The 23,715-nt window shown below is 59.1% G+C and carries 23 protein-coding genes, 5 tRNA genes and 1 riboswitch; of the genes, 19 read left to right on the top strand and 9 right to left on the bottom strand.

Going from position 1 to position 23,715, the window contains the following annotated elements; all coding sequences use genetic code 11:
- Nucleotides 1-86: 86 nt before the first annotated feature.
- Genes astB through astE form a run of 3 tightly spaced genes read left to right on the top strand, consistent with a single transcriptional unit; the run spans nucleotide 87 to nucleotide 2,801 of the window.
- Entirely contained in the window at nucleotides 87-1,433 is a 1,347-nt protein-coding gene (astB, locus tag ABV589_RS07515) for an N-succinylarginine dihydrolase (protein WP_367085430.1), read from the top strand.
- 57 nt (nucleotides 1,434-1,490) lie between these two features.
- Entirely contained in the window at nucleotides 1,491-1,778 is a 288-nt protein-coding gene (locus ABV589_RS07510) for a topoisomerase II (protein WP_367085429.1), read from the top strand.
- Nucleotides 1,779-1,790: 12 nt separating this feature from the next.
- A complete protein-coding gene (gene astE, locus ABV589_RS07505) occupies nucleotides 1,791-2,801 on the top strand; it encodes a succinylglutamate desuccinylase (RefSeq protein WP_007963089.1) in 1,011 nt (336 codons plus the stop codon).
- A gap of 129 nt (nucleotides 2,802-2,930) precedes the next feature.
- Here the strand turns inward: astE and ABV589_RS07500 are convergent, their stop codons facing one another.
- Complete coding sequence (locus tag ABV589_RS07500) at nucleotides 2,931-3,440, bottom strand: 6,7-dimethyl-8-ribityllumazine synthase (protein WP_367085428.1); 510 nt, start codon at nucleotides 3,438-3,440, stop codon at nucleotides 2,931-2,933.
- A 102-nt stretch (nucleotides 3,441-3,542) separates the two neighbouring features.
- Nucleotides 3,543-3,714: riboswitch (FMN riboswitch) on the bottom strand.
- 223 nt (nucleotides 3,715-3,937) lie between these two features.
- Here ABV589_RS07500 and ltaE point away from each other — a divergent pair.
- The 8 genes from ltaE to ABV589_RS07460 all read left to right on the top strand — a co-directional run bounded on the left by ltaE (nucleotide 3,938) and on the right by ABV589_RS07460 (nucleotide 10,049).
- A complete protein-coding gene (ltaE, locus tag ABV589_RS07495) occupies nucleotides 3,938-4,942 on the top strand; it encodes a low-specificity L-threonine aldolase (protein WP_367085427.1) in 1,005 nt (334 codons plus the stop codon).
- Between the two features lie 146 nt (nucleotides 4,943-5,088).
- Nucleotides 5,089-7,707: an alanine--tRNA ligase gene (gene alaS / locus ABV589_RS07490; protein WP_007963082.1), complete on the top strand. Its 2,619-nt coding sequence runs from the start codon at nucleotides 5,089-5,091 to the stop codon at nucleotides 7,705-7,707.
- A gap of 90 nt (nucleotides 7,708-7,797) precedes the next feature.
- Nucleotides 7,798-9,039, top strand: coding sequence for an aspartate kinase (locus ABV589_RS07485; RefSeq protein WP_025112914.1), 1,242 nt, complete (start codon nucleotides 7,798-7,800; stop codon nucleotides 9,037-9,039).
- A gap of 187 nt (nucleotides 9,040-9,226) precedes the next feature.
- A complete protein-coding gene (csrA, locus tag ABV589_RS07480) occupies nucleotides 9,227-9,415 on the top strand; it encodes a carbon storage regulator CsrA (RefSeq protein WP_002554426.1) in 189 nt (62 codons plus the stop codon).
- A 62-nt stretch (nucleotides 9,416-9,477) separates the two neighbouring features.
- A tRNA-Ser gene (locus ABV589_RS07475) sits at nucleotides 9,478-9,568 on the top strand.
- Nucleotides 9,569-9,675: 107 nt separating this feature from the next.
- Nucleotides 9,676-9,752 (top strand) — tRNA-Arg (locus tag ABV589_RS07470).
- A 71-nt stretch (nucleotides 9,753-9,823) separates the two neighbouring features.
- Nucleotides 9,824-9,900 (top strand) — tRNA-Arg (locus tag ABV589_RS07465).
- 72 nt (nucleotides 9,901-9,972) lie between these two features.
- Nucleotides 9,973-10,049, top strand: a tRNA-Arg gene (locus ABV589_RS07460).
- 18 nt (nucleotides 10,050-10,067) lie between these two features.
- On the opposite strand, the gene ABV589_RS07455 is transcribed toward ABV589_RS07460, so the two are convergent.
- Nucleotides 10,068-10,586, bottom strand: coding sequence for a cell envelope protein SmpA (locus tag ABV589_RS07455; RefSeq protein WP_367085426.1), 519 nt, complete (start codon nucleotides 10,584-10,586; stop codon nucleotides 10,068-10,070).
- Nucleotides 10,587-10,907: 321 nt separating this feature from the next.
- On the opposite strand from ABV589_RS07455, the gene mgtE reads away from it, so the two are divergent.
- Complete coding sequence (mgtE, locus tag ABV589_RS07450) at nucleotides 10,908-12,350, top strand: magnesium transporter (protein ID WP_367085425.1); 1,443 nt, start codon at nucleotides 10,908-10,910, stop codon at nucleotides 12,348-12,350.
- A 169-nt stretch (nucleotides 12,351-12,519) separates the two neighbouring features.
- On the opposite strand, the gene ABV589_RS07445 is transcribed toward mgtE, so the two are convergent.
- Nucleotides 12,520-12,846, bottom strand: a complete 327-nt coding sequence (locus tag ABV589_RS07445; RefSeq protein WP_003178899.1) for an Arc family DNA-binding protein — start codon at nucleotides 12,844-12,846, stop codon at nucleotides 12,520-12,522.
- Nucleotides 12,847-13,235: 389 nt separating this feature from the next.
- Between ABV589_RS07445 and phnN the strand changes: the two genes are divergently transcribed.
- Entirely contained in the window at nucleotides 13,236-13,805 is a 570-nt protein-coding gene (phnN, locus tag ABV589_RS07440; protein ID WP_367085424.1) for a phosphonate metabolism protein/1,5-bisphosphokinase (PRPP-forming) PhnN, read from the top strand.
- On the opposite strand, the gene ABV589_RS07435 is transcribed toward phnN, so the two are convergent.
- Both ABV589_RS07435 and ABV589_RS07430 read right to left on the bottom strand, forming a co-directional pair.
- The gene (locus ABV589_RS07435; RefSeq protein ID WP_367085423.1) at nucleotides 13,780-13,959 is read right to left on the bottom strand and encodes a PA3371 family protein; all 180 of its coding nucleotides are present in this window, start codon (nucleotides 13,957-13,959) and stop codon (nucleotides 13,780-13,782) included. The two genes, phnN and ABV589_RS07435, sit on opposite strands and share 26 nt — an antisense overlap.
- Nucleotides 13,960-13,979: 20 nt before the next feature.
- A complete protein-coding gene (locus ABV589_RS07430) occupies nucleotides 13,980-14,210 on the bottom strand; it encodes a hypothetical protein (protein ID WP_367085422.1) in 231 nt (76 codons plus the stop codon).
- A 295-nt stretch (nucleotides 14,211-14,505) separates the two neighbouring features.
- On the opposite strand from ABV589_RS07430, the gene ABV589_RS07425 reads away from it, so the two are divergent.
- The 6 genes from ABV589_RS07425 (at nucleotide 14,506) to ABV589_RS07400 (ending at nucleotide 20,820) form a co-directional block, all read left to right on the top strand.
- A tRNA-Arg gene (locus ABV589_RS07425) sits at nucleotides 14,506-14,582 on the top strand.
- Nucleotides 14,583-14,889: 307 nt separating this feature from the next.
- Nucleotides 14,890-15,138 (top strand): hypothetical protein, encoded by a 249-nt coding sequence (locus ABV589_RS07420; protein ID WP_007963068.1) that lies wholly within the window; start codon nucleotides 14,890-14,892, stop codon nucleotides 15,136-15,138.
- Between the two features lie 391 nt (nucleotides 15,139-15,529).
- A complete protein-coding gene (locus tag ABV589_RS07415; RefSeq protein ID WP_003227240.1) occupies nucleotides 15,530-17,134 on the top strand; it encodes a tetratricopeptide repeat-containing response regulator in 1,605 nt (534 codons plus the stop codon).
- A complete protein-coding gene (locus ABV589_RS07410) occupies nucleotides 17,131-17,823 on the top strand; it encodes a HAMP domain-containing sensor histidine kinase (protein WP_367085421.1) in 693 nt (230 codons plus the stop codon). The genes ABV589_RS07415 and ABV589_RS07410 overlap by 4 nt, the downstream gene beginning before the upstream one ends.
- Before the next feature lie 303 nt (nucleotides 17,824-18,126).
- Nucleotides 18,127-19,368, top strand: a complete 1,242-nt coding sequence (locus tag ABV589_RS07405; protein WP_367086176.1) for a glutamine synthetase family protein — start codon at nucleotides 18,127-18,129, stop codon at nucleotides 19,366-19,368.
- A 69-nt stretch (nucleotides 19,369-19,437) separates the two neighbouring features.
- Nucleotides 19,438-20,820, top strand: a complete 1,383-nt coding sequence (locus ABV589_RS07400) for an MFS transporter (RefSeq protein WP_367085420.1) — start codon at nucleotides 19,438-19,440, stop codon at nucleotides 20,818-20,820.
- A 267-nt stretch (nucleotides 20,821-21,087) separates the two neighbouring features.
- On the opposite strand, the gene ABV589_RS07395 is transcribed toward ABV589_RS07400, so the two are convergent.
- The 4 genes from ABV589_RS07395 to flgA form a co-directional block, all read right to left on the bottom strand.
- Nucleotides 21,088-21,834 carry a flagellar brake protein gene (locus tag ABV589_RS07395; protein WP_007963062.1) on the bottom strand — a complete coding sequence of 249 codons (747 nt, stop codon included), beginning with the start codon at nucleotides 21,832-21,834 and terminating at the stop codon, nucleotides 21,088-21,090.
- 92 nt (nucleotides 21,835-21,926) lie between these two features.
- Nucleotides 21,927-22,394 (bottom strand): flagella synthesis protein FlgN, encoded by a 468-nt coding sequence (locus ABV589_RS07390; RefSeq protein WP_007963060.1) that lies wholly within the window; start codon nucleotides 22,392-22,394, stop codon nucleotides 21,927-21,929.
- Nucleotides 22,395-22,442: 48 nt separating this feature from the next.
- Nucleotides 22,443-22,769 (bottom strand): flagellar biosynthesis anti-sigma factor FlgM, encoded by a 327-nt coding sequence (gene flgM, locus ABV589_RS07385; RefSeq protein WP_007917589.1) that lies wholly within the window; start codon nucleotides 22,767-22,769, stop codon nucleotides 22,443-22,445.
- A gap of 160 nt (nucleotides 22,770-22,929) precedes the next feature.
- Nucleotides 22,930-23,691: a flagellar basal body P-ring formation chaperone FlgA gene (flgA, locus tag ABV589_RS07380; protein ID WP_081755196.1), complete on the bottom strand. Its 762-nt coding sequence runs from the start codon at nucleotides 23,689-23,691 to the stop codon at nucleotides 22,930-22,932.
- Nucleotides 23,692-23,715 lie beyond the last annotated feature (24 nt).

The following is a 23,715-nucleotide window of genomic DNA, read 5'->3' as shown; positions in this document are numbered from 1 at the left end:
AGCTGGCTTGCCAGCGATGGCCGCGCCGCGGTCTTAAAGAATAGTTACTGAAGCCTATAACAACAGATTCTCGTGGAGCCTCGCTGATGAAATCCTATGAAGTCAATTTTGACGGTCTAGTGGGGCCGACCCATAACTACGGTGGTCTGTCCTACGGCAACGTTGCGTCCCAGAGCAACAGCCAGCAGTCCTCGAACCCGAAGGAAGCGGCGCTGCAAGGTCTGGCGAAAATGAAAGCGCTGATGGAAATGGGCTTTCAGCAAGGCGTGCTGGCGCCGCAGGAGCGTCCGGACGTGGCCGCTCTGCGCCGTCTGGGTTTCAGCGGCACCGACGCGCAAGTGATCGAGCGCGCCGCGAAAGAAGCCATGCCGTTGCTGGTCGCAAGCTGCTCGGCGTCGAGCATGTGGGTGGCCAACGCCGCCACGGTCAGCCCGAGTGCCGACACCGCTGATGGCCGCGTGCACTTCACCGCCGCCAACCTCAATTGCAAATACCACCGCAGCATCGAACACCCGACCACCAGTCGTGTGCTCGGTGCGATGTTTGCCGATCAGCAACACTTCGCCCATCACGCCGCGTTGCCGGCGGTGGCGCAGTTCGGTGACGAAGGCGCGGCCAACCACACGCGTTTCTGCCGTGAGTACGGCGAGGCCGGTGTCGAGTTCTTCGTGTTCGGGCGCAGTGCGTTCGACACCCGTTACCCGGCGCCGCAGAAGTACCCGGCGCGCCAGACCCTGGAAGCGTCGCAAGCGGTGGCGCGTCTGCACGGTCTGCGTGACGAGGGCGTGGTTTATGCGCAGCAGAACCCGGCGGTGATCGATCAGGGCGTATTCCACAACGACGTGATCGCGGTGGGTAACGGCGAGGTGCTGTTCTATCACGAGGACGCGTTCCTCGACACCGAGCAGATGCTGGCCGAGCTGCAGGGCAAACTGGCCAAGGTTGGCGGCAAGTTCCAGTCGGTCTGCGTGCCGCGTTCGGCGGTCACCGTGGACGACGCGGTGCGCTCCTACCTGTTCAACAGCCAGTTGCTGTCGCGTCCTGACGGCTCGATGCTGCTGATCGTGCCGGAAGAATGCCGTGGCAACGAACGCGTGTGGAACTACCTGCAAGGTCTGACCAGCTCCGGCGGTCTGATCCGCGAAGTCAAAGTCTTCGACCTCAAGCAAAGCATGCAGAACGGCGGTGGCCCGGCGTGCCTGCGACTGCGCGTCGCGCTCAACGAAACCGAGCTGGCGGCGGTCAACCCAGGGGTTATCATGACGGCCCCGTTGTACGGTTCGTTGACCGCATGGGTTGAAAAGCACTACCGCGACCGCCTGAGCGAAAGCGATCTGGCGGACCCGCAGTTGCTGCTTGAATGCCGGACGGCACTGGATGAACTGACGCAAATCCTTAAACTGGGCGCGGTTTATCCCTTCCAGATCAATTGATGGCCGGCGCGTTGCCTGAACGCGGCGCGCGGCTTGTCTCCCCAAGAGAGTAAAAACATGAGCGATTCCCTGCAGCTGATCCTTGAAGACACCGACGGCAAGCAACTGGAAACTTCCTGCACCCGCGTCGCGGTCATGTGGCAAGGCAGAGAGCTGTGGATCCAGCAGGACGGCCGTGGCCAGCTGTTGATCGGTGTGGACGTCGAGGAAGGTGACGAAGAGTACGCCAACCTCCTGCTGCGCCCATTGGCAACTAATCTGGTAAGTCTGCAACTGGAAATGGAACCGGCTGAAGTCGGCGACGAAGATCACGTGCACGGCCCGGATTGCAACCACGATCACTAAGGAAACCGCTCTATGCTCGCCCTCGGCAAACTGCTTGAACTGACCCTCGCCGGCCGCGAACCGGCGGAGAAGACTCAACTGACTGTCGAAGGCGTGCGTATGCGCTGGTTGAGCGAGGGTGCGCTGGAAGTCCGGCCGCCCGAAGCGCGTGACAATGGCCTGGACCTGCTGCTGTCGGCAGGCATCCATGGCAATGAAACAGCGCCAATCGAATTGCTCGACCGCCTGCTGCATGACATCGCTCGCGGCGATCTGAAGCCGCGTGCACGCATTCTGTTCCTGTTCGGCAACCCGGAAGCGATCCGCAAGGGCGAGCGCTTCGTCGAGCAGGACGTCAATCGGCTGTTCAACGGCCGGCATGAACAAACCAGCGGTTCCGAAGCCATCCGCGCCTGTGAGCTGGAACGTCTGGCGGCGAGTTTCTTCAGCCTGCCGGACCGTCAGCGTCTGCACTACGACCTGCACACCGCCATTCGTGGTTCGAAGATCGAACAGTTCGCGCTGTACCCGTGGAAGGACGGTCGTCAGCATTCGCGCCGCGAACTGGCACGTTTACGCGCTGCCGGCATGGAAGCGGTACTGCTGCAGAACAAGCCGTCGATCGTGTTCAGCTCCTACACCTACGACAAGCTCGGCGCCGAGGCTTTCACCCTGGAGCTGGGCAAGGCACGGCCGTTCGGACAGAACGAAGGGGTGGATGTGTCGCGGCTGGAAACCCGTCTGAAGCAGATCATCGAGGGCAATGAGCCGGATCTGGCGGCAGAGGGGCTGGATGGATTGCAGCTGTTCAGCGTCGCCCGGGAAATCATCAAGCACAGCGATGCATTCCGCCTGAACCTGCCGGCGGACATCGAAAACTTTTCCGAGCTGGATGTGGGTTATGTGCTGGCCGAAGACCTGGCCAATACCCGCTGGATCATCGAGGAAGAGGGCGCGCGGATCATTTTCCCTAATCCCAAGGTCAAGAACGGCTTGCGTGCGGGCATCCTGATCGTACCGACCACCGACGAACATCTCGCCTGACGCCATCCTCATCTGACAAAAAGCCCTGTAGGAGCTGCCGAAGGCTGCGATCTTTTGATCTTGTTTTTAGAAAATCAAAAGATCGCAGCCTCGTTTCACTCGACAGCTCCTACAGGTTTTGAATTTGGATCAGACGGCGACTGCACGCGGCTCTGTGCGACGCAACGCACGAACCTTCTGCAACGTATCCGCGCAAGTGCGCGCCGCTTCCTGACCCTTGTGCACGAAGTGTTCGAAGAAGAACTTCTGATGTTCGTCACCGGCATGGAAGTGGTGCGGGGTCAGGGACACCGAGAACACCGGCACTTCGGTTTCCAGCTGCACCTGCATCAGGCCGCTGACCACTGACTGGGCGACGAACTCGTGACGGTAGATGCCGCCGTCCACCACCAGGGCTGCGGCGACGATACCGGCGTAACGACCGGTCTTGGCCAGCAACTTGGCGTGCAGGGGCATTTCAAAGGCGCCGCCGACTTCGAAGAAATCGATGTCCGATTCCTGATAACCCTGGGCCAGCATCTCGGCGACGAAGCCTTTACGGCTCTGGTCGACGATTTCCTTGTGCCAGCAGGCCTGGATGAACGCAACGCGCTCGCCGTGAGGGTGTTTGGTTTTGCTGTCGATAGCGGTGGGTTGCATGTTCTGACTCCTGTTTGTGTGAAAAACAGGGCGTTATGAATCGAAAGGGATTTCAAGGGTACGCGCGAGCACAGCAGTGCGCAGGCGGCCCTTTGGTGTCAATCCCGTTCTCTCTTCATCCGGACTATGACCGTCGGCCCCGGAATCACACCGGGTCTGCTGACCTTGTCGCCGATCACAGCCTTTGCCGTGCGCGTCGCCAAGCGCTCGCGGGCTATGCGCATTGCGCGCAATTACCGCCGGTGGGGAATTGCACCCCGCCCTGAGAACGTTTTTGCCGCCCTTTGTCGGGCGGCGCAGCGTTTTTATCACATATTTTCCGGCCTTGCACAGAACCATGTGGGAGCGGGCTTGTTCCGGGCGGCGTTCCCACAGGGTTGTGCCCTCTCAAGGAATAAGTGCCTTTTTACTCGCTCAAGGGTTGATTAATCCGCGCCATGACCGCAGTAATTCACCTTCGAAAAGGGATTTCCCCTGCTGACTCCGAGGCCAGGTTCATGAGCGTTATCGATCTTCGCAGCGACACCGTCACCCAACCGACTCCTGCCATGCTCGACGCGATGACTGCGGCGGCCACCGGTGACGATGTGTACGGCGAAGATCCGACGGTCAATCGTCTGGAGGCGGAATTGGCAAAGCGTCTGGGTTTCGCCGCCGCGCTGTTCGTGCCGACCGGCACCATGAGCAATCTGCTGGGACTGATGGCGCACTGCGAACGTGGCGACGAATACATCGTCGGCCAGCAGGCGCACACCTATAAGTACGAAGGCGGTGGCGCGGCGGTACTCGGTTCGATCCAGCCGCAACCGCTGGAGGTGCAGGCCGACGGTTCGCTGGATCTGGATCAGGTCGCTGCGGCGATCAAGCCCGATGACTTCCACTTCGCCCGTACCCGGCTGCTGGCGCTGGAAAACACCATGCAGGGCAAAGTGCTGCCGCTGGATTATCTGGCCCGAGCGCGCCGATTCACTCAGGATAAAGGCTTGCAACTGCACCTCGACGGCGCGCGCCTGTACAACGCGGCGGTCAAGCTGGGCGTCGATGCCCGCGAGATCACGCAACATTTTGATTCGGTGTCGGTGTGCCTGTCCAAGGGGCTTGGCGCGCCGGTCGGCTCGGTGCTGTGTGGCACTGAGCAACTGATTGGCAAGGCCCGCCGCCTGCGCAAAATGGTCGGCGGCGGCATGCGTCAGGCCGGGTTGCTGGCAGCGGCGGGGCTGTATGCGCTGGATCACCACGTCGAGCGCCTGGCGGATGACCATGCCAACGCGCAGTTTTTGGCTGAAGGCTTGCGCGAAGCCGGGTTCAGCGTCGAGCCGGTGCAGACCAACATGGTTTACGTGCAAATGGGCGATCAGGCTGAAGCGCTCAAGGCGTTTGCCGCCGAACGCGGGATCAAGTTGAGCGCCGCGGCGCGCTTGCGCATGGTCACGCACATGGACGTCAGTCGCTCGCAAATCGAGCAAGTGATCGCGACATTCGTCGAGTTTTCGCGCAAGTGACAGCGTTAGCCGTCCAATTGACCGTTACTATCGTATAAACACGCTGTACCCCGCGCGAAGGGCCGATATAATGCGGCCCTTTGCCGTCGTTTCGTCTGTTGACGTTTCGTACAGGCCTTTGGCCGCAGCCTCCGTGGAAGAACCTAATGAAAAGCGCAGAAATCCGTGAAGCCTTCCTTCGCTTCTTCGAAGAGCAAGGCCACACCCGTGTAGCCTCCAGCTCTTTGATTCCGGGCAACGACCCAACCCTGCTGTTCACCAACGCGGGGATGAACCAGTTCAAGGACTGCTTCCTGGGCCAGGAAAAGCGCGCGTACACCCGCGCAACCAGCAGCCAGAAGTGCGTGCGTGCCGGTGGCAAGAACAGCGACCTGGAAAACGTCGGTTATACCGCTCGTCACCACACCTTCTTCGAAATGCTCGGTAACTTCAGCTTCGGTGACTATTTCAAGCACGACGCGATTACCTTCGCCTGGACCTTCCTGACCGGCGTTCTGAAACTGCCGAAGGAAAAACTCTGGGTCACCGTTTACGCCTCCGACGACGAAGCGTATGACATCTGGACCAAGCAGATCGGCGTGCCGGTCGAGCGCATGATCCGCATCGGCGACAACAAAGGTGCGCCTTACGCGTCCGACAACTTCTGGACCATGGGCGATACCGGCCCGTGCGGCCCGTGCACCGAGATTTTCTACGATCACGGCGACCACATCTGGGGCGGCCCACCGGGTTCGCCGGAAGAAGACGGCGACCGTTACATCGAGATCTGGAACAACGTGTTCATGCAGTTCAACCGCACCGCCGATGGCGTGTTGCATCCGTTGCCAGCGCCGTCGGTCGACACCGGCATGGGCCTGGAGCGGATCAGTGCGGTGATGCAGCACGTCAATTCCAACTACGACATTGACCTGTTCAAGAACCTGCTGAAGGCCTCGGCCGAAGCGATCGGTTGCGAAAATGGCGATCAATCGTCGCTCAAAGTGGTGTCCGACCACATCCGTTCTTGCGGCTTCCTGATTGCCGACGGCGTGCTGCCGTCCAACGAAGGTCGCGGTTATGTGCTGCGCCGGATCATTCGTCGCGCCTGCCGTCACGGCAACAAGCTGGGCGCTACCGGCAGCTTCTTCTACAAGATCGTCGCGGCGCTGGTCGCCGAGATGGGCGAAGCCTTCCCGGAACTGAAGTCGCAGCAGAGCAACATCGAGCGCGTACTGAAGGCTGAAGAAGAGCAGTTCTCCAAGACCCTGGAGCACGGTTTGAAGATCCTCGAGCAGGATCTGCTGGAACTCAAAGGCACCGTGGTGCCGGGCGACGTGGTGTTCAAACTCTACGACACCTACGGTTTCCCGATGGATCTTACGGCTGACATCGCTCGCGAGCGCGGCCTGACCGTCGACGAGGTCGGCTTTGAACGTGAAATGGAAGCCCAGCGTGTTCGTGCGCGTTCCGCCAGCTCGTTCGGTCTGGACTACAACACCCTGGTCAAGGTGGATGTGGCCACCGAGTTCACCGGCTACAAAGACACCAGTGGTTCGGCAAAAATCGTCGCCATCTATAAAGATGGCCAGTCGGTCGACGTCTTGAATGAAGGCGAAGAGGCGGTGATCGTGCTGAACCAGACGCCGTTCTACGCTGAGTCCGGCGGTCAGATCGGCGACTGCGGTTTCCTCCAGGCGGGCAGCGCGCGTTTCGACGTCCGTGACACCACCAAGACCGGCGGCGCGTTCCTGCACCACGGCGTGCTGGATTCGGGCAGCCTGACCATCGGCGCGCCAGTGGAAACCCACGTCGATGCCGAGGTGCGTCACGCGACTTCGCTGAACCACTCGGCCACGCACCTGCTGCACGCTGCGCTGCGTCAGGTACTGGGCGAGCACGTTCAGCAGAAGGGTTCGTTGGTGGATAGCCAGCGTCTGCGCTTCGACTTCAGCCACTTTGAAGCGATCAAGCCTGAGCAGATCAAGGCGCTGGAAGACATCGTCAACGCCGAGATCCGCAAGAACTCCGCGGTTGAAACCGAAGAGACCGACATCGAGACCGCCAAGCAGAAAGGCGCGATGGCGCTGTTCGGCGAGAAGTACGGCGACAACGTGCGCGTGCTGAGCATGGGCGGCGATTTCTCCGTCGAGCTGTGTGGCGGTATCCACGCCAACCGTACCGGCGACATCGGCCTGCTGAAAATCATCAGCGAAGGCGGTGTGGCATCGGGCGTGCGTCGTATCGAGGCAGTCACCGGTGCTGCGGCACTGGCCTACTTGAACGCTGCTGAAGAACAACTCAAGGAAGCGGCCAACCTGGTCAAAGGTAGCCGCGACAATCTGATCGACAAGCTGTCGGCTGTGCTGGAGCGCAACCGCGCGCTGGAAAAGCAACTCGAGCAGTTGCAGGCCAAGGCCGCCAGCGCCGCGGGCGACGATCTGTCGAACTCGGCAGTCGACGTCAAAGGCGTGAAGGTTCTGGCCGCACGTCTGGATGGTCAGGACGGCAAGGCGCTGCTGGCGCTGGTCGATCAGCTGAAAAACAAACTCGGCCGCGCAGTGATCCTGCTCGGCAGTGTCCATGAGGAAAAGGTCGTACTGGTTGCAGGCGTGACCAAGGACCTGACTGGCCAACTCAAAGCCGGTGATTTGATGAAACAGGCTGCTGCGGCAGTGGGCGGGAAGGGCGGTGGTCGTCCGGACATGGCGCAGGGCGGCGGTGTCGACGCCGGCGCACTGGATGGCGCACTGGCGCTGACCGTTCCATTCGTCGAGCAGGGTTTATAAGACGGCCCGCCGGACCCGCAGTCTAGTGGCGGGCCCGGCGGCTGTTCGAGTGATTATTGGGCGCCCTTCATGGGCAGAGGCGGCTTTGAAATGGCTTTGATCGTACAGAAATTTGGAGGCACCTCGGTCGGTACTGTCGAGAGAATCGAGCAGGTCGCCGACAAGGTTAAGAAATTCCGCGATGCCGGCGATGACCTGGTGGTTGTGCTGTCTGCAATGAGCGGCGAAACCAACCGTCTGATCGATCTGGCCAAGCAAATTAGTGGCGACGTGCAACCGGTTCCGCGTGAGCTGGACGTGATCGTTTCCACCGGTGAGCAGGTGACGATTGCCCTGTTGGCCATGGCGCTGATCAAGCGCGGTGTGCCGGCGGTGTCGTACACCGGTAATCAGGTGCGGATCCTGACGGACAGTGCGCACAATAAAGCGCGTATCTTGCAGATTGATGACCAGAAGATTCGTGGTGATCTGAAAGCGGGTCGCGTGGTGGTTGTCGCCGGTTTCCAGGGCGTCGACGAGCACGGCAACATCACCACCCTCGGCCGTGGCGGTTCCGACACCACGGGCGTGGCACTGGCGGCTGCCTTGAAGGCTGATGAGTGCCAGATCTACACCGACGTCGATGGTGTCTACACCACTGACCCGCGTGTGGTGCCGGTCGCTCAGCGACTGGACAAGATCACCTTTGAAGAGATGCTGGAAATGGCCAGCCTCGGTTCCAAGGTGCTGCAGATCCGTGCGGTGGAATTCGCCGGCAAGTACAACGTTCCGCTGCGCGTACTGCACAGCTTCAAGGAGGGTCCGGGCACCCTCATTACTATTGATGAAGAGGAAACCATGGAACAGCCGATCATTTCCGGCATCGCTTTCAACCGCGATGAAGCCAAGCTGACCATCCGTGGCGTGCCAGACACCCCGGGCGTGGCGTTCAAGATTCTCGGCCCGATCAGTGCCGCGAACATCGAAGTCGACATGATCGTGCAGAACGTTGCGCACGATAACACCACCGACTTCACCTTCACCGTGCACCGCAACGACTACCAGGCCGCACAGACCGTGCTGGAAAACACCGCTCGTGAGATCGGTGCCCGGGAAGTGGTGGGCGACACCAAGATTGCCAAGGTCTCGATCGTCGGCGTCGGCATGCGTTCCCACGCAGGCGTGGCCAGCCGCATGTTCGAATCCCTGGCCAAGGAAAGCATCAACATCCAGATGATCTCGACGTCGGAAATCAAGGTTTCCGTAGTGATCGAGGAGAAGTACCTGGAACTGGCCGTGCGCGCCCTGCACACGGCTTTCGAACTGGACGCGCCGGCCCGTCAGGGCGAGTAATCCGGTCATCTGAAGGGCGCGGTCTGACCGCGCCCTTTATTTTTTGAATGGCGCGAGCCCTGAACTGTTCTTTTGCTCGCGCTGGTCAATACTCAGGCATGTAGGGCTACGATCGCTCCGGTTGTAGGTCGGGTGCCTTTTTTTTGCAGACTGTTGTCCCTGAAATGAAATGCGTGAGGAGAAAGGTATGCTGATTCTGACTCGTCGGTGCGCAGAAAGCCTGATTATCGGTGATGGCGAAATCACCGTGACCGTGCTCGGCGTCAAAGGAAATCAAGTGCGCATCGGCGTCAACGCCCCGAAAGAGGTTGCCGTGCACCGTGAGGAAATTTACCTGCGTATAAAGAAAGAGAAGGACGAAGAACCAAGCCATTAATTTTTATCGATTTTTATGTTTGCAAACGGGGAAGAAGGTGGTTAATATACGCCCCGTGTTGCGGAGAGCTGGCCGAGTGGCCGAAGGCGCTCCCCTGCTAAGGGAGTACACCTCAAAAGGGTGTCGGGGGTTCGAATCCCCCGTTCTCCGCCATTATTTGCTTAGTACGTTGTAATCTGGCTTTTTCTGTAAGTTCTTGAATTTATTAGAAAAAGTGGTTGGAATAGAGATTAGACGGGCTATAATGCGGCGCAACAAATGCACTCGTAGCTCAGCTGGATAGAGTACTCGGCTACGAACCGAGCGGTCACAGGTTCGAATCCTGTCGAGTGCACCATTTAAGAGTTGTTTATAGCAATATAAAGAACTCGGCTTCAGCCAGTTGTGGTCTGGTTTAAAAACACAAATGCACTCGTAGCTCAGCTGGATAGAGTACTCGGCTACGAACCGAGCGGTCACAGGTTCGAATCCTGTCGAGTGCACCATTTAAGAGTCGTTTGTAGCAATACAGGCAACTTGGCTTCAACCAGTTGTGATCTGGTCTAAAAACACAAAATGCACTCGTAGCTCAGCTGGATAGAGTACTCGGCTACGAACCGAGCGGTCACAGGTTCGAATCCTGTCGAGTGCACCATATTCAAGAAGCCCGCGTTTAACGCGGGCTTTTTGTTGCCTGCGATTTGGCTTTTCCTTTCACGCATCCCTGCTCGTCAAAATCGACTTGAGCACTGCGGCCTCGTTTCAGGTCGTAGCGATAGCTCGTTGTCGACGTCCGAATATTCACCTTGTCCGGTTTGCCGAGCGCGCTTTCGACATCCTGTTGGCTCATGCCGGCAATCACCCGTCGGTTGATGATCGCTGCGCGGCGCTGACGGGCATCGATCAGGTTGCCGCATTTGTCCTCGAGGCGGCCAACAATACCCGGTTCACGTCCCCTGATTGTCATACCGGATATTTCCTCGTGGTTGTGTTCCGGCATGATCGGTATGACGGATCCGGGCGAGTAGGGATGAACCTGTTGCTCTGAAAGCTGCTCGTCGCTCGCGCAGCTCAGGCTGGTGAAGGTGATGCCGCCGTCGGGCGCTTCGCAGCGGTGAAGGCTGGTGGCGGCCCCGGCGGGCGGCAGGCAGAGCAGGCTGGCGACTACAAAACGGGATGTTCTGGATAGCATTCGACGTCCTCCATGACGGTCTACGCTCAAGGGTAGTCGCTACATTTTTCAGTGCCGTTGTGTTTTCTTTTCAAGATGAGTCGTCGCATCTGGACGGGTCAGGACAGCGCTCAGCTTTGTCGCGCAAGCGCTTGTTTCAACCGCGATTTTTTAACGTTTAAAACCGTCAGGCGGTGTATCATTGCGCCCGTCAGCCCCGCCGGGGCTTATGGAAAACCTCCATGGACTTACCCAGTAGTTACTCAGTAGCCCGTTTCACCAATCATGAATTGACTGATTGATCCTTCCGGCGTGCCCCGCTGCTGGGAGTGGAGTTCGCCTATGTCCGAAATCGAAGTAAAGAAAACCCAGGAAAGCCTGCAGGATCGCCTGGCTCAGGTCGTTGAGCTGCTGCAGCGCCAGAAGGTCGTCGAAGACCTGACTCATCGCCAGGAAGGCGCGCATCACGACCGGGTCGAAAACCTGGTTCACCGGCAGAATCTCGTCGAGCTGCAACGCAAACTCGATGATCTGCACTCCGCCGACGTTGCCTACATCCTTGAAGCCTTGCCGCTGGACGACCGTCTGACGCTCTGGCAACTGGTCAAGGCTGATCGCGACGGCGACATTCTTCTCGAAGTATCCGATTCCGTTCGTGAAACGCTGATCGCCGACATGGACGATCACGAGCTCCTGGCTGCGGCCAAGGACATGGACGCCGACGAACTTGCTGACCTGGCCTCCGAGCTGCCGCGAGACGTCGTCCATGAGCTGATGGAGACGCTCGACCAGCAGCAACGCGAGCGCGTACGTTCGGCCCTGTCCTATGACGAGGAGCAGATCGGTGCGCTGATGGACTTCGAGATGGTGACCATCCGTGAGGATGTCAGCCTCGAAGTGGTTCTGCGTTACCTTCGTCGTCTCAAAGAGCTGCCGGGCCACACCGACAAACTGTTCGTGGTCGATTACGACGGTGTGCTCAAGGGCGTGCTGCCGATCAAGCGTCTGCTGGTCAACGACCCGGAGAAACAGGTTGCTGAAGTCATGGCCAGTGATCCGGTGAGTTTTCACCCGGACGAAGACGCCTATGACGCTGCTCAGGCGTTCGAGCGTTACGACTTGATCTCGGCCCCGGTGGTCGACAAGAACGGCAAGCTGATCGGCCGTCTGACCATCGACGAAATGGTCGACCTGATTCGTGAGGAGAGCGAAAGCGAAGTCCTCAACATGGCGGGTCTGCGCGAAGAGGAAGACATCTTCGCCTCGGTCTGGAAATCCCTGCGCAACCGTTGGGCGTGGCTGGCGATCAACCTGATCACGGCCTTTGTCGCGTCGCGGGTGATCGGTCTGTTCGAAGGCTCGATTGAAAAACTGGTGGCGCTTGCAGCGCTGATGCCGATCGTGGCGGGTATCGGCGGTAACTCCGGTAACCAGACGATCACCATGATCGTGCGTGCCATGGCGCTCGACCAGGTCAGCACCGGCAACACCTCGCGTTTGATGCGCAAAGAGCTGGCGGTGGCGTTGATCAACGGTCTGGTCTGGGGCGGGGTGATCGGCGTGGTCGCCTACCTGCTTTACGGCAGTTGGTCGCTGGGTGTGGTGATGACGGCGGCGATGACTCTCAACCTGCTGCTCGCGGCGCTGATGGGAGTGTTGATCCCGATGACGCTGGCCAAGATGGGCCGCGACCCGGCGATGGGCGCCAGTGTGATGATCACGGCCATGACCGACAGCGGTGGCTTCTTCATCTTTCTGGGGTTGGCGACGATCTTCCTGCTCTGATTCATTGCCATGCAAAAGCCCGCCAATTGGCGGGCTTTTTTGTGCCTGTGTATTTATCTGTGGTGAGGGGATAAATCCCCTCACTACAAAGTCTGCCTCGGATTGTCGTGATTAAAACCTGGGCAAAAAAAAGCCAGCACTTAAGCTGGCTTGAGATGTTCGGTGTAACTCAGGACGCGTCTGCGGCCATCTCGGCGTCGTGAGCGATCAGCGACACCAGAGCGTTCTGTTGACGGTGAGACAGCTGACGGAAGCGTTGCAGCAGCTCGCGCTCGTGCAGCGACAGCTCCGGGCTGTCCAGGCGCATGCTCAGCTCTTCGCCCAATGCGCCTTCCTGAATAAGACTCTGCTCAAGGCGCGCAATGATTTCGGAGTTCATGCTGCGATGATGATTGCGAGCCACCTCGGCAATGCGTTCACGCATCCCGTCTGGCAGACGTACGACGAACTTGTCAGCCGTACGGCTGGAATAAATTGCCTGTTTCAATGGGCGCATATATTTAACCGGTTAGTTCAGGGGAGCGGTTCTCGGGATTGGCCGCAGGATGTGTGGTAGGACAAGCATCCGCGCCAAATGGTTCAACCTGAATTGTTAAGAGGCGCGCATCATGCCTCAAAATTGCCAGATCATTGGCGTCAATTCTGTGACAAATATTGAGCTGGGTAAAGGCGTAATGCCAGCACCAATTATCAGAAATGCGGACTGGTTTGAAATCTTTGCCCTGGCCCGCATCACTGACCGCTTCCGGGTGCACATCTGTTGATGTCCGATGACGTCAGAACGTGCATGCTATGCGGATTTTCAATCCTTGTTCCTTACCTGTACAGGATAGTGGCAATCTGCCGATTTACTAGGGCAAACACCCGTTGGAGGGCGTTTTCAGGATGGATGGCAGGCTTATTTATCTGATGGGACCCTCCGGTTCAGGCAAGGACAGCCTGATCGAGGCCGCGCGTGAGTCTTTGCGCGAGTTGAACTGTGAAATCATTCGCAGGGTGATTACCCGATCCGCGGAATCGGTGGGTGAGGATGCCATCGGCGTGACGCCCGAAGAGTTCGAGCGACGCCAGCAAGCCGGGGATTTCTCGCTGGCCTGGCAGGCCAATGGGCTGGCTTATGGCATTCCGGCAGAAATGGACGAACGGTTACGCGCTGGGCAATCCGTACTGGTGAACGGCTCACGCGCCAACCTGCGTCAGGCGCTTGAGCGCTATCCAAGCCTGCTGCCGGTTTTGCTGACGGTCAAGGATGAGGTCTTGCGTGAACGTCTGCTTAGACGTGGCCGGGAGACGCCCGAGCAGATCGATGCGAGGCTGGCGCGCAATGCGCTGTTCAAAGACAGAAGGGCAACTGACTTGCCCGTGCATCTGATCGACAATTCCGGCGACCTGGCGGACGCCGTCAAGCAACTGCTGGAATTGATCCGGTTTAACGCAGCACCGGATCAAACTTGATTTTGCGCCCGGCCACCAGGGCCAGTACAAACAACACTGCAAACACGCCGCAGCCGATCAAGGGCAGGGTGACTGTGGTTTCCTCGAACAGCGAAAAATGCACAACGCCACTCAATAAGGCGAGGATCAGAAATCCTGCGGCTGATTTGGACATGCTGTACTCCTGAAGATATTTCAAAAAACCAGACGTTCGGTGTCGCGCGTCGGCAGTACTTGCTCAGGCTCATTGACCGCCTGCGCCGCGAAGTCGTTCTGATCGCTCAACACCGCCCACTGCGGCGCTTTCTGCACCTGCAAGTAATGCGGCATACGCTGAGCCACCGGTTCAGCACTCTCGGGAACAAAATGAAAGCCGACCAAAACCGCCAGTGCGATTGCGTTTGCGAGCAGGAGAGTGCTGTTCATGGGGCGGACTCCGTTTGTGCTGTTATGAGAACAGACAAAGCAGCCGGCGTGCCAACAGTCTAACCGCTGTGAAGTCCTTTAAAAACAAGGATTTGCAAGGGTTTTTCCCAAGCTTCGGGTTGCAATGTGCAATGATGGCTTTTTCGCGGCAGTGCAAATTGCACGATAAATGTTCCCGCAGCATCGCAGGGCGCCTGCCTACACTTAAAAAGCCCACGGACGACATGACAAATCAAGGGCTGGCCGTTAACATGCACGCCGTCCGTCGCGCCGTGTCCGGCCACGACAACTCAGTGTCTCAGTAGCTCAATTGGATAGAGCATCCCCCTCCTAAGGGGAAGGTTGGCAGTTCGAACCTGCCCTGGGACACCATATATATCTATGCTTCCAGCGATTTAAGCGACGAACGTCCGAGCCTCGTGGGTGCAGAGGGGGGCAAAAGGATCGCTCCAAGCATGCAAAGAGCCCCGCTCAGGTTATTGCCTGTCGGGGCTTTTTAGTAATCGCGACCTCGTACCAAGGTATTGCTCTGCAAGAAGAGCTGAGTCTTTGGTCGACGTTAGCTACTGCTGACGTAGACTATTTCTAACTACCGAACTTGCGTCTCTCGGCTTGGGTTGAAGGTTCGTTTCGCAGTGAAATACAGCCAATGGCTCATTCAGACCAATGAGGATGAACCTTGAATCATGAACTATGGCTGGAACCCGATGGCTTACAATTGTTTTGTCCCTCCGGGCCTCAGGGTGATGAATCGCGCGCGCTCCTTGAGCCGGGGTCAAAACTGATTTGGGAAGTTGAGGCGGCAAGCCGCTTTGAAGCGATGAACAAGTACTATGAGTACATGGACTGGGGGGAGTGGACGACGGATTTTCCCGAGCTGGATAAGACGCCTTATGGAGGGCCCGGCTGGGAGGATTACTCTCCATGACATCCCAATCTCCTTGGCACCCCCCATCTTCAATTCATTCTCGCCAACCTTCTTCCGATTCCGGAAACCGCGAATACAAGGCCCCCTCGTCTCGCATCCGCGAGGAGATCCACGAAACCGGAACGGTTGACGTCGATAGCCTTCAGCGCTTCGCCCGTGTCGCCAGTCGAGATAAGCCTTGTATTGAAAAGATGACCCGGCGCGCAGGGTAATCGCTGCACAAGCAATCTTGAACCTCTCCACTTCAGAGAACCCCACCCCTTGCCGATAACTCATTCGGCGACCTCAGACTCGCACGAAATCGCTTGATAGCATTTAGCCTCCAGCTATCATCTGCGCGCCTGTGAAAACGCCCCCCGGTTCACCTACTTCAATTGCCTGGAAATCCTCGATGCTGTCGTATCACCAAAAGAGTTTTCTGATCGTCGATGATTTCTCGGATTTCCGCAGTTCCGTACGCTCGATGCTGCGCGAACTGGGGGTCAAGGATGTGGATACCGCCGATACCGGCGAGCAGGCGCTGAAGATGTGTGCGCAGAAGTCTTATGACTTCATTCTGCAGGATTTTCACCTCGGCGACGGCAAGAAGAACGGCCAGCAGGTCCTCGAAGACCTGATGTCGGAAAAGCTCATCAGCCATGAAGCGGTATTTGTCATGGTGACCGCCGAGACCAGTCAGGCGATGGTGCTCAGTGCCCTGGAGCACGAGCCGGATGCTTACCTGACCAAGCCGTTCAACCGCTCCGGCCTGGCCCAGCGCCTGGAGCGTCTGGAGCAGCGCAAGACGTTGCTCAAACCGATTTTGCAAGCCCTTGATCGCGGTAAGCCGGTCGAGGTGCTCAATGCCTGTATTGCGCTGTGCAAGCAGGACATTCGTTATTCGCCGCTGTGCCTGCGTTATCGCGCCGATGCGCTGCGCGACATGAACCAGAACGAAGCCCTTGAACGCCTCTATGACAGCATCATCGCTGACCGGCCGTTGCCGTGGGCGTTTGCCGGGCTGGGCAAGTTGCTGTTCAAGCGTGGGCAAGTGGCGCAGGCCAAGGGTGTCTACGAAAAAGCCCTGAAGGTGTTCCCGATGATGCCGGCGCTGTACGACGGCATGGCCGATGTGCTGGTCGCCGAGGGCGATACCAAAGGCGCGCAGCGGGTGCTGGAGGAGGCGATTCGTTTGTCGCCGCTGGCGGTGCGCCGGCAGGCGTTGCTCGGCAAACTGGCGATGGCCAACGAAGACTTCGACACCGCGTCCCGGGCCTATCGTCAGGCGGTGGCGCAGGGTGCGCAGTCGCGTTTCAAGGACCCGGAAAGCAACCTCGGTCTGGCCCATGCCTTGATCAGCAAGGGCAGTGAGCGCGGGCTCGACACGCGCACGCGGCTGGAGATCAACACCACGCTCAGCGCCGTCGCCAAAGAGAACCCGTCTGACCCGGGCCTGCAGATTCGTGCGCGGCTGATGAAGGCCACCAGTCTGCTGCTCAACGATGCCGAGACCGCCGACAAGCTCACCGAACAAGCGCTGATGCGCCTCGACGGCATGGAACAGTTCATGAGCCCTGAAGCGGCGCTGCTGGTCGCCAAGCAATTGCAGATGCTCGGTCAGGCCGAGGCGGGCACTTCGATGCTCAAGAGCTGTGCGGAGATCTACGGTGACGATCCGGCGGTGATGAAAGACATCGCCAAGCTCACCGACGACCCGACTATCCTCAGTTCGAGCAACGCCGCTGCCGACCTCAACCGGCAGGGCGTGCGCGTGTACAAGACCGGCAACCTGGTGGAGGCCCGCGAGGTGTTCCGCAAGGCGCTGAAGATGCAACCGAAGAACATCAGTATCGCGCTGAACATGGCCCAGTCGCTGCTGCACGGCACCGACACCAGTGTGCCGTCGGCGGAGCTGGAAGAATGTCGGGCCTGCCTGAAAATGGTCGGCCTGATGCCCGACACCGACGCGCGTTATGCGCGTTATCAGAAGCTGAAAAGCAAGGCGTTTGGCGAATGAACCAAGACGAGCAGGCGCTGGATTTTTCCACGGTGATCGCCTCCACCGTTCACGACATGAAGAACTCGCTGGCGATGCTGACGCAGGCCCATAGCCAGTGGTTGGCGCGTTTGCCCGAGGGGCAGCGTGGAGGGGCGGAGCAGGGCGTGATCGACTTCGAGTTTGCCCACCTCAACGGCATGCTGGTGCAGTTGCTCGGGCTGTACAAACTCGGCGTCAACCAGTTGCCGTTGCAACCGGCGTATCACGAGCTGGATGATTTCATCGAGGCGCAACTGGCCGCGCATCAAGAGGTGTTTGCCAGTCGCGGGATCATTGCTACCTACGAAGTTGATCCGCTGAGCCCGCTGGGTTTCTTCGATCGCGAATTGGTTGCCTCGGTGTTGGGCAACTGCATCAACAACGCCATTCGTCATGCCCGCGAGTCGCTGCTGATTACCGTCAGCGACGAGGCCGGGCAACTGGTGTTGAGCATCAACGATGACGGCGACGGTTACCCGGCCGAAATGCTCGAGCGTCAGGCCGATTACGTGCAAGGCATCAATCACGGCAGCGGCAGCACTGGCCTGGGCCTGTATTTCGCCAACCGTATTGCTGCGTTGCATCAGCGCAATGGCGTGGTCGGGCACACCGAAATTCGCAATGGCGGGCCGTTGGGTGGTGGCATCTTCAGCCTCTACCTGCCGTGAAGGCATGCCCCCTGTAGGAGCTGCCGCAGGCTGCGATCTTTTGATCTTAAAAACAAAGTCAAAAGATCGCAGCCTGCGGCAGCTCCTACAGGGAAAAATGCAAGGTGGTTTTTTTGTTTGACGCTGCTTGATATTCCGAACAGCCGGAGCCTATTTTGTACGGTCGCCGTTCGCGGCTCGCACAATAACAAGGATTGCGTCATGACAACCGATGGCCAGCGTTCACTCGCGCAGCGACTGACCGGCATTGATGAGATTGAATGTGTCACGCCGGATTTGAACGGCGTGCCGCGCGGCAAGGTGATGACCGCCGAGGGTTTCCTCGAAGGGCGGCGTTTGCAGATGGCGCGGGGAGTGCTGCTGCAATGCATCATGGGCGGTTATCCGCCGGCGCGGTTTTACGGCAGCGATGACGGCGACCTCGCGCTGGTGGCCGAGCCGAGCATGATCCATCCCCTGCCATGGAGCGACGAGCTACGTGCCCTGGCCATCTGCGATGCCGACGAACTGAGCGGCGAAAGCTCCAATCTGTCGACCCGCGGTCAACTCAAAAAAGTCATCGCCCGTTACGCCGCGCGCGGTCTCGCGCCGGTGGTGGCGACCGAGCTGGAATTTTTTGTCTTCGCCCCGAACACCGATCCGACTCAGCCGTTCCGCCCGCCGGTAGGCCTAGATGGACGCCGCGAGGATGGTCAGTCGGCGTTCAGTGTCAGTTCCAACAATGGCCTGCGGCCATTCTTCAGCGAAGTCTATAAATGCATGGCCGCCCTCGGTCTGCCGCGCGATACCTTCATGCATGAAATGGGCGTCAGCCAGTTCGAGATCAACTTGCTGCATGGTGATCCGCTGTTGCTCGCCGATCAGACCTTCCTGTTCAAACACCTGCTCAAGGAAGTCGCGCTCAAGCATGGTCTGAGCGTAGTGTGCATGGCCAAGCCGCTGGCGCACACGCCGGGCAGTTCGATGCACATTCACCAGAGTCTCGTCGAGATCGCCACCGGCAACAATGTGTTCAGCGACCAGAGCGGCGAGCCGACGGCGATGTTCCGCCATTTCATCGGCGGGCAGCAGGCGGGCATGGCTGATTTCACTGCGCTGTTCGCGCCGAACGTGAACTCTTATCAGCGTCTGTGTCACCCGTATGCGTCGCCGAACAATGCCTGCTGGTCTCACGACAACCGCGCCGCCGGGCTGCGGATTCCAGCCAGTTCACCAGTGGCCCGGCGCGTCGAAAACCGCTTGCCCGGCGCCGATGCCAACCCGTATCTGGCGATTGCCGCGAGTCTGGCCGCAGGCTTGCATGGGATCGAGCATGAGCTGGAACCGACCGCGGCGATTCAGGGCGAATTCGAAGTGCCGGACAATCTTTCGCTGCCGTGTACCTTGCATGCCGCGCTCGAGCGTCTGAAACGTAGTCAATTGGCCAGGGAACTGTTCGGACAGGAGTTCATCGAAGGCTACATCGCTTCGAAGACCATGGAGTTGACCAGCTTCTTTGATGAAATCACTCCCTGGGAACGGCGTGTTCTAGCAGCCCAGGCCTGACGAACTGTCGTCGTCGGGCTATCGTTTGGATAGCCCGATACTTACTGCAAGGAGCCGCTCGGAACGCCGATGCGCCAAATCTGGAAATCCTTTCGAGCGCTGTATTTCGCCTCGCTGATGATGTTGATCGGCTCGGGCCTTCTATCTACTTATCTGGCATTGCGCCTGGCTGCTGACCATGTCGACGGGCTGTGGGTCGGTGCGCTGATGGCGGCCAACTATTTCGGCCTGGTGCTGGGCGGCAAGATCGGTCACCGCTTGATCGCCCGGGTCGGACACATTCGAGCGTATTCGGCGTGTGCCGGGATCGTCGGCGCGGCGGTGCTCGGGCATGGCCTGGTCGACTGGCTTCCGGCGTGGCTGGTGCTGCGGACCATCGTCGGTCTGGGCATGATGTGCCAATACATGGTGATCGAGAGCTGGCTCAACGAGCAGGCCGATGCCAATCAGCGCGGGCTGGTGTTCAGCGGTTACATGATCGCTTCGTATCTGGGGCTGGTGCTCGGTCAGTTGATTCTGGTCATGCATCCGGGCCTCGGCCTGGAGCTGCTGATGCTGGTCGCGCTGTGTTTTGCCCTGTGTCTGGTGCCGGTGGCGCTGACCCGCCGGATTCACCCGGCGCCGCTGCATCCGGCACCGATGGAACCGCGCTTCTTTATCAAGCGCGTGCCGCAATCGTTGAGCACGGTGCTCGGTGCTGGTCTGATCATCGGCTCGTTCTACGGTCTGGCGCCGCTGTATGCCTCGCAGCAGGGGCTGTCGACCGAGCAGGTCGGTCTGTTCATGGGTAGCTGCATTTTTGCCGGACTGCTGGTGCAGTGGCCGTTGGGCTGGTTGTCCGACCGTTATGACCGGGCGCTGCTGATTCGCTGCTTTGCCGGGTTCCTCGCGGTCGCGGCGTTGCCGCTGGCGATCCTGCCGCAGGTGCCGCTGGAAGTTTTGTTTGTCGTCGGCTTCATGTGTTCGCTGGTGCAGTTCTGCCTGTATCCGCTGGCGGTGGCGTTCTCCAACGACCACGTCGAGGGCGATCGCCGGGTGTCGCTGACGGCGATGCTGCTGGTGACCTACGGGGTCGGCGCAAGTATCGGCCCGCTGTTGGCGGGCGTGCTGATGAAGCTGTTCGGCAGTCAGAGCCTGTACGCGTTCTTCAGCTTCTTCGCGTTGGTGCTGGTGTGGCGCATCCGCCCGAAAGCCGTGACCAATCTGCATCAGGTCGACGACGCACCGCTGCATCACGTGGCGATGCCGGACAGCATGTCGAGTTCGCCGCTGGTTGCAGCGCTCGATCCGCGAGTGGATGAGCAGGTGGTACAGGAGCAGATGCAGACCACGGTTACGCCGGAACCTGAGCCTGAGCCAGAACCCGAAGTGCAGCCTGAAGCGGCGGTGGAAACTGATCCGACGGATGGCGGCGATAAACCGACACCGGACATCAGTGGGGCCAGGCCCTGAGTCGGGTGAGGGTAAGGCTGTTCAGAGGCAGACGCTGTAACTGTAACTGTAACTGTGGCTGTGGCTGTGGCTGTGGCTGTAACTGTGGCGAGGGAGCTTGCTCCCGCTGGACTGCGCAGCAGGCCCCGCTTGCCAGATAAAGGGAGCGCTTCGCGCCCCAGCGGGAGCAAGCTCCCTCGCCACAGGTGTTCGGTGCTGGCAGAAAAATTTCCGCCAGAAAAAAGGGCAGTCCCGCGAGGGACTGCCCTTTCTATTTGCCTGTACGAATCACAGATCGTCTTTATCGAACCGGCGTGCTTCACGCTGCAGCTGATAGACGAAGCGCTCGACGTTGCGCGCCGCCTGGCCACTGATGTTGTGGAAACGCAGACCAGCGAAGGTGATGTTGAGCTTTTCTTCGAAGTGCAGATAACGCAGTTCGACCGAGATGGGCTGATTGCCGAACAGCGGGGTGGCGATCATGCGGTCGTAGACCTGGCCCAGTTGCAGGCGATCAGTAATGTCGCCTTCGAAGCGCAGCTTGCAGCCGGTGGCGGAAATATCCAGCAGTTTGCCGTTGATCGGCGCCTTGAGCTTTTCGCCGCCGAGTTCGACGCTGACCAGATCGGTCAGCTTCAGGGCTGCGCGAAAGGCGTTGCGACGCTGGTGGTAAACCACTTCGGTTGGCAGGTCGCCGGTGTAGAAGCGGTCGCCTTCGGACTCTTCGATGTTCAGCGTGCCGGTGCATTCCCAGGCGATGCGCACGCCCTCGTGGAAGCCTTCGACCTTGAACGGTTCGCCCGCCAGCAGAAAACGCTCGCCATCGCGCGGGATCATTTCGTCCAGGGCGATGGTCGCGGTATCGCGGTCGACCTTGATCAGGTAGCTCTGAAAGCGCTGGCTGCGCTCATGGAACGTGATGATCAGCGGATCGTGGCTTTCTTGCAGCTGGCGCAGGTTGCTGGAGATTTCCAGGGGCGTGGTCAGCACCTTTGGGGGCTGCGGACTGTCATCCGCGCTTAGGGCGTTTGGCACGTTTTCTCAATCTCCAGACAAAATTTGACTACGACTAGCCAGCATTTTGCCAGCATGTTTCGCGGGTTGATAGTGCAGGCACGTCGAATGGCTCACGCCTGGCTGAGCGTACGCGGCTTGGTGGGTTTGGCGAAAGTGCCCGAGGCGTCATACAACGCTGGCGGCTCGCCCCCGGTGAGGATTTTCAACTGATTGGCCGTGGCGGCCTGTTGAATCTGGATCGACTGGCCGTTCTTGACGTTGGCCGCCTGGCACTGGGCAATCAGGTCGGTCAGCACGTCGCTCTGAGCCAGCAACTGGTCGCCAATGCTCGAGTGGCTGGCCAGTTGCTCCAGGCCCTGACGGTCGAGCGGCAGGTTGAGGCTGGCGAGGATTTCGCTGCGCTTGCGGCCATGCTGTTCAAGCAGAATGATCAATGCCTGTTTGCGCGCCAGAATATCTTCGAGCAAAGGCATGTCGCGACCGTGCAAGGCGAGGGACTCGGTTTGCAGTAACTCCAGCAATTGTTGAGCTGGAGCAAAGTCGTCGGTGATCAGTTGCAATAAATTAGTGTCGTGCATGGCTGGCCTTGGGTTCTAAGCGTCCAAAAGCCTGGCGCCGGCAAAAGCCTAGCGCTGGGCTTCGAAGTTGAGCAGTTTGCTGGCTACACGGTTGCTGTCGACTTTATAGCTGCCATCGGCAATCGCTGCTTTCAACTCGGCCACGCGGGCTTTGTCGACGGCAGGCTGATCGCGCAGCTTGTCAGTGACCTTCTGCAACTGTTGAGCCTCATTGCTGAGGTGTACCGATTCCCCGCTTTTTGCGGTACTGGCCGTTTCGGCCTGGGTATTCAGCGGCGCGGAGGTGCCGGATTCGGCGGTTTCCTTGGCGTTGCTGGTACGTGTACTGCCCGTAAGTGACGAGGAGCTGTTCAAACGGCTGAAATCGATGACCATGTTAAAAACCTCTGGGAATTTGGACGCTTGCCATGTTCTCGGCCATTCCCTGGAAAACTTTAGGCTCACTTTGCAATGAGCTGCATGTGCCGAAGCGTGTTCTGCTTCGGCACAGTTTAGGGAAGCGTCGAGATCGGCGCCAGTTTTCTGCCTGAGCGTTTTACATGGCCACTTCCACCTGGCCCGGTGCGATGACTTGCGCCTTGATCACCCGGTTGGAATTGAGGTTTTTCACCCGGATCTGTTCTTTCAGACCGCCATTGGCCAGGGCTTCGCCGGGCATGCGCACGGCGAGTGTGCCGCTGCGGGCGATGATGACCACCTGATCACCCTTGCGCACCACTTCAGCCTGTTCCAGATGCACCAGAGTGATCACCTGATCGGCGACCGTTGGTCGGGTTAATTTCTGCCCGATGGCTTCATCCACCGACGTCAGGAAACCCTGATTGATCTGGCTGATGTCGCGTTCACGCAAGGTCACGTCCTGCGGCTCGATAATTCCGGCGCGTTTCAGCGGGCGGGTGGTGGTGACAATCTCGCGAAACAGGCGGACTTGAGCGGGCACGAACACCGTCCACGGCGAGCTTCCCTCGCATCGCACCTTGACCGTAACCCGTCCCAGCGGGCGTGCCGGACTCTCCAGCGACGCTGTCAATTCCTTGTCGCACATAGGCATGCGCATACGCGGGTCGAGCTGGTTGACCTCGATTTCGTAGCGACCTTCCGTTTGACTGGTAGCCAGATAGTCTTCTACGGTGAACTCAAGAAAGCCCTGGGTGACGCCGATAAGCATGTCAGGCAAGGTAACCGTATCAGCACCGGCAGGGCTGCCAGCGAAAAACAAGCAGACGGCAGACGTCGCGCACAGCGCTTTGCGGGTGCGGGAGGTCAGGCGTCGGAAAAATGTCGTTTGAGCGTTCATACGAGTTAAAAAGCAAGCGCCGTG

Origin of the sequence: Pseudomonas sp. HOU2, assembly GCF_040729435.1 — a bacterium.
In the GTDB taxonomy this organism is placed as follows: domain Bacteria; phylum Pseudomonadota; class Gammaproteobacteria; order Pseudomonadales; family Pseudomonadaceae; genus Aquipseudomonas.
This window is presented reverse-complemented; position numbering and strand designations above follow the sequence as displayed.

Bases quoted from the DNA above. Each gene is read 5' to 3' on its own strand.
- astB (WP_367085430.1), top strand. From the start codon at position 87: ATGAAATCCTATGAAGTCAATTTTGACGGTCTAGTGGGGCCGACCCAT.
- ABV589_RS07510 (WP_367085429.1), top strand. From the start codon at position 1,491: ATGAGCGATTCCCTGCAGCTGATCCTTGAAGACACCGACGGCAAGCAA.
- astE (WP_007963089.1), top strand. From the start codon at position 1,791: ATGCTCGCCCTCGGCAAACTGCTTGAACTGACCCTCGCCGGCCGCGAA.
- ABV589_RS07500 (WP_367085428.1), bottom strand. From the start codon at position 3,440: ATGCAACCCACCGCTATCGACAGCAAAACCAAACACCCTCACGGCGAG.
- ltaE (WP_367085427.1), top strand. From the start codon at position 3,938: ATGAGCGTTATCGATCTTCGCAGCGACACCGTCACCCAACCGACTCCT.
- alaS (WP_007963082.1), top strand. From the start codon at position 5,089: ATGAAAAGCGCAGAAATCCGTGAAGCCTTCCTTCGCTTCTTCGAAGAG.
- ABV589_RS07485 (WP_025112914.1), top strand. From the start codon at position 7,798: ATGGCTTTGATCGTACAGAAATTTGGAGGCACCTCGGTCGGTACTGTC.
- csrA (WP_002554426.1), top strand. From the start codon at position 9,227: ATGCTGATTCTGACTCGTCGGTGCGCAGAAAGCCTGATTATCGGTGAT.
- ABV589_RS07455 (WP_367085426.1), bottom strand. From the start codon at position 10,586: ATGCTATCCAGAACATCCCGTTTTGTAGTCGCCAGCCTGCTCTGCCTG.
- mgtE (WP_367085425.1), top strand. From the start codon at position 10,908: ATGTCCGAAATCGAAGTAAAGAAAACCCAGGAAAGCCTGCAGGATCGC.
- ABV589_RS07445 (WP_003178899.1), bottom strand. From the start codon at position 12,846: ATGCGCCCATTGAAACAGGCAATTTATTCCAGCCGTACGGCTGACAAG.
- phnN (WP_367085424.1), top strand. From the start codon at position 13,236: ATGGATGGCAGGCTTATTTATCTGATGGGACCCTCCGGTTCAGGCAAG.
- ABV589_RS07435 (WP_367085423.1), bottom strand. From the start codon at position 13,959: ATGTCCAAATCAGCCGCAGGATTTCTGATCCTCGCCTTATTGAGTGGC.
- ABV589_RS07430 (WP_367085422.1), bottom strand. From the start codon at position 14,210: ATGAACAGCACTCTCCTGCTCGCAAACGCAATCGCACTGGCGGTTTTG.
- ABV589_RS07415 (WP_003227240.1), top strand. From the start codon at position 15,530: ATGCTGTCGTATCACCAAAAGAGTTTTCTGATCGTCGATGATTTCTCG.
- ABV589_RS07410 (WP_367085421.1), top strand. From the start codon at position 17,131: ATGAACCAAGACGAGCAGGCGCTGGATTTTTCCACGGTGATCGCCTCC.
- ABV589_RS07405 (WP_367086176.1), top strand. From the start codon at position 18,127: ATGACCGCCGAGGGTTTCCTCGAAGGGCGGCGTTTGCAGATGGCGCGG.
- ABV589_RS07400 (WP_367085420.1), top strand. From the start codon at position 19,438: ATGCGCCAAATCTGGAAATCCTTTCGAGCGCTGTATTTCGCCTCGCTG.
- ABV589_RS07390 (WP_007963060.1), bottom strand. From the start codon at position 22,394: ATGCACGACACTAATTTATTGCAACTGATCACCGACGACTTTGCTCCA.
- flgM (WP_007917589.1), bottom strand. From the start codon at position 22,769: ATGGTCATCGATTTCAGCCGTTTGAACAGCTCCTCGTCACTTACGGGC.
- flgA (WP_081755196.1), bottom strand. From the start codon at position 23,691: ATGAACGCTCAAACGACATTTTTCCGACGCCTGACCTCCCGCACCCGC.